Annotated in this window: 3 protein-coding genes; all 3 read left to right on the top strand. The window is 66.5% G+C overall.

All coding sequences use genetic code 11. The features are described from left to right. Window positions 1-286: 286 nt before the first annotated feature. The 3 genes from AC1DQP_RS17950 to AC1DQP_RS17940 are packed head-to-tail and all read left to right on the top strand — an operon-like array spanning window position 287 to window position 3,686. A complete protein-coding gene (locus AC1DQP_RS17950) occupies window positions 287-2,425 on the top strand; it encodes a TonB-dependent siderophore receptor (protein ID WP_457319292.1) in 2,139 nt (712 codons plus the stop codon). An 8-nt stretch (window positions 2,426-2,433) separates the two neighbouring features. Then, window positions 2,434-3,564 (top strand): PepSY-associated TM helix domain-containing protein, encoded by a 1,131-nt coding sequence (locus AC1DQP_RS17945; protein ID WP_457319293.1) that lies wholly within the window; start codon window positions 2,434-2,436, stop codon window positions 3,562-3,564. Further along, window positions 3,561-3,686, top strand: a complete 126-nt coding sequence (locus AC1DQP_RS17940; RefSeq protein ID WP_256774474.1) for a hypothetical protein — start codon at window positions 3,561-3,563, stop codon at window positions 3,684-3,686. Before AC1DQP_RS17945 ends, AC1DQP_RS17940 begins: the two co-directional genes overlap by 4 nt. Window positions 3,687-3,731 lie beyond the last annotated feature (45 nt).

Here is a 3,731-nt window from a genome sequence, read left to right as displayed (position 1 = left end):
TCCCTGAGCGTGGCAATGGCGATGACTCTCATGCGGCAATCAAAGTCCCATTTTGGGACTTGCTAAACCAGCGGGTCGAGATCCCGCGGATGCCCACCTTCGCGGCCCCAGAATGCCCACAGCATGACGGCGCATCACTGACGAAGGCGGGTGACGTCCCCCCACACGTCGGCCAGCGGGCGGCAGAGCGGCTGATCCGAAGCGGGCCGGACCTCCCGTTGAGACGCAGGCATTTGACCTCCCCACATGTTAATCTTTCTCATTCGCACCTAGTCTCCCGCCCCCGATGACCCGCCCACCACTTCGCCCCTCCGCCCTGGGCCTGTCCCTGACCCTCGCCTGCCTTTCGGCCCACGCCGCTCCTCCCTCCTCCGCCGATGTGCAGCAGCTCGACGCAGTACAGGTGCTCGGCCGCGCCCAGACCCTCTACCGGGTGGACGACGCCACGGTGGGCACGCGGACGGAAACGCCGCTGGCGCTGGTGCCGCAGTCCATCCAGGTGGTACCGCGTGAGCTGATTGAAGACCAGGCGGCCCGCCAGATCACCGACCTGTACCGCAGCATCAGCGGCATCAGTTTCTTCAGCTATGCCGGCGTGACCCTGCGCGGCTTCCGCCAGGAAAACGTGCTGTATGACGGGCTGCGCGGCGACCCCTATGCCGGCTTTTCGGTGCCGCAGCTGTTCAACATCGAGCGCGTGGAAGTCCTGAAGGGACCGGCCGGCGCCCTGTACGGCGGCGGCGATGCCGGGGGCGTCATCAACTACGTGACGCGCAAGCCCAAAGCCACGCCCGAACGCCGTATCGAACTGCAGGCCGGCAACAACGATTTCCGGGCGGCGTCGATCGAGGCCACCGGGCCGATGAACACCGCGGGCAGCGTGCGCTACCGCGCCGGGCTCTATGGCGACACCGAACAGGGCGTGCGCTGGAACGCGGACAGCGAAAGCGTGATCGGTGATGCGTCGCTGGCCTTCGACGTGGGCGACACCGGCGAGTTGACCCTGCAGTTCACCGACATCACCCAGAACCTGGGCGGCAACCGCCTGCGTGGCGTGCCGGTGGACGACAACGGCAGTTTTCTCACCGACCGTCGCTGGAATCACAACGAAGCCAGCGACTTTCTCGACATGCGCGCCAAGGTTGCGCTGGCCCAGTACCGCTTCTCGCCCAGCACCAACCTGGACGTGGATGTGGGTGCACGCTGGTTCGAGAACAACGAGCATCAGATCTACCACGAGCCGATGGGGCTGATCGACCGCAACCGCGACGGTGTACCCGAGTGGATGACCCGCCAGCTGCGCAACCAGATCCGCGACAACGATGCATTCACCGCCAACGCCAACGCCGTGTGGCGCGTCAGCACCGGCAGCATCGAGCACAAGGTGCTGTTCGGCGCCGATGTGTACCAGCAGGATGCCGACTTCACCGCGCAGACGGCCAACAGCGCGGATCTGGCGCGGGGTGCCGGCCCGGTGCCGGGCATCGACCTGTTCAACCCGGTGTATGGCGCAAGTTCGTGGCGCGACTACAACCTGGCCGCCCTGCCCTGGCGCAGCACGAGCACGCGCAGCAAGCGCTATGGCGGCTACCTCCAGGACGAACTGACCCTGACCCCGCGCTGGCATGTGCTGGCCGGACTGCGTTGGGATGGCTTCAAGGACGATGACCGCGTTGCCGGCACCCGCGTGGACGGCAACGACATCAGCTGGCGTCTGGGCAGCACGTATACCGTGCGGGAAGGCGTGAATGTCTACGCCAATATCGCCAGCGGCTTCATGCCCCAGAGCGCGGCCAACCAGAGCGCCGAGGCGGGCGGCCCGTTCGATGCCGAGCGCAGCAAACAATGGGAAGTCGGGTTGAAATCCCTGCTGGCCGAGCGCGTCACCCTGAACCTGGCCGCGTACCGGATCGACCGCAGCAATATCGTGCAGGCCACCGGCGAGATCGTGGACGGCGTCAACCAGCTGGCCGCCCTGGGCCTGGTGCGCAGTACGGGCATGGAGCTGGATCTGCTGGCCGATGTCACCGACCGCTGGGTGCTCAACCTGACCTACGCCTACAACGATGCGCGGGTGAAGGATGCCGGCAGCAACGGCATCACCAATGCCTCCGGCGATCGCTTCGCCAATGCGCCGCAGAACAAGCTCGGCCTGTGGACGCGCTACGACCTGCCGGCGATCAACTCCGCCATCGGCTTTGGCGCCGACTACGTGGATGAGCGCGTCAGCCTGGATGGCCAACGGGTAAAGCCGTATACCGTGTTCGACATGAGCTGGAAGACGCAGTGGCAGCAGTGGCAGTTCCAGGCCAACGTCAAAAACCTGTTCGACAAGGTCTATGCGGCCAGTGGCTTCACCGAGCGCACCGGCCACTTTCCGGGTGAGCCACGCCGCGTGTACGTGCAAGCGGCGTACGCCTTCTGAGCCCGCCCATGCGCCAGCCTACGCCAGCGCCCCCCCACCGCCCTGCACGCAGCGGGAGTGGGCGCCGGCTGTGGTTCGATCTGCACAGCTGGCTCGGCCTGAAGCTCTGCCTGTTCATGGGCTTTGTCTGCCTCACCGGCACGCTGGCGGTGTTCTCGCAGGAGATCGACTGGCTGCTGCACGCCCCCATGCGCGTGGCCGATGGGGGTGAGCAGGCCGGCTGGGGGCCGGTCATCCATGCCGCGCAGGCGGCACATCCGGACTGGGAGCTGGAAGGCATCTCCGCCGGTCACACGCGCCTGTTCGCGGCGCGCGCGCAGATGCGCCTGCCCGATGGCAAGCGACGCTTTGTCTGGATCAACCCGTATACCGCGCAGGTGACCGGCGACACGGGCTGGTTCAATACGCAACGGCTGCTGCGCAACACCCACCGCCACCTGATGCTGCCGGTGGCCTGGGGCGTGCCACTGGTGGCGGCGCTGTCCATCCCGTTGCTGCTGTCGCTGTTGAGCAGCCTGTACATCTACAAGAAGTGGTGGCGCGGCTTCTTCAAACGGCCCGACCCCTCGCGACCGCGCCGCCTGTGGGGCGATGTCCATCGCCTGGCCGGGGTTTGGTCACTCTGGTTTTTGCTGCTGATCGGCTTGACCGGCGCGTGGTATCTGATCGAATCCCTTGGCGGCGATGCACCGGCCGCGCCGACCATGCGACTGGCCGAGGGCGATGACCGCGCTGCCGCCGTCGACCCGGCCGCTGTGGACGCTGCGGTGCAGACCGTCCGCCAGCAATGGCCCGGCCTTCACATCCTCGGCGCCATTCCCGCACGCGATGGCGGGAGCATCCTGTTCCTGGGGGAGGCCGACGCCTGGCTGGTGCGGGAGCGGGCCAACAACATCGCCGTGGACCTGCGCACCGGGCACGTGATCGGCATGCATGACGGCCGTGCGCTGGGGGTCCATCAGCGTATCGCCGAAATGGCCGATCCCCTGCACTTCGGCAGCTTCGGCGGTTGGCCCATCCGACTGCTCTGGTTGCTGGCCGGCACGCTGTTGACCGGGCTGTGCTTCACCGGCGTGTATCTCTACGGACTTCGCACAGTGGATTCGCTGCGATCAGCAGCCAAAAGGCGGCAGACATGAGTCATGAAAAACTGCCCGGCCCGTGGCGCGCGGCGTGGCACGGCATGGGTCGTTGGCGATGGCTGTGGCTTGCCCTGCTGCTGGTATGGGCGTCGCTGGTGCCGCTGGAGGCAATGAAGTAGCGGGGCTCACCCGTCTAGACGACCTGAATTGGCTACGTCCAGATC

Source organism: Stenotrophomonas sp. P5_A8, from assembly GCF_056400545.1.
The sequence above is the reverse complement of the archived record's forward strand: the minus strand, read 5'-3'. Positions and strand labels throughout refer to the sequence as shown.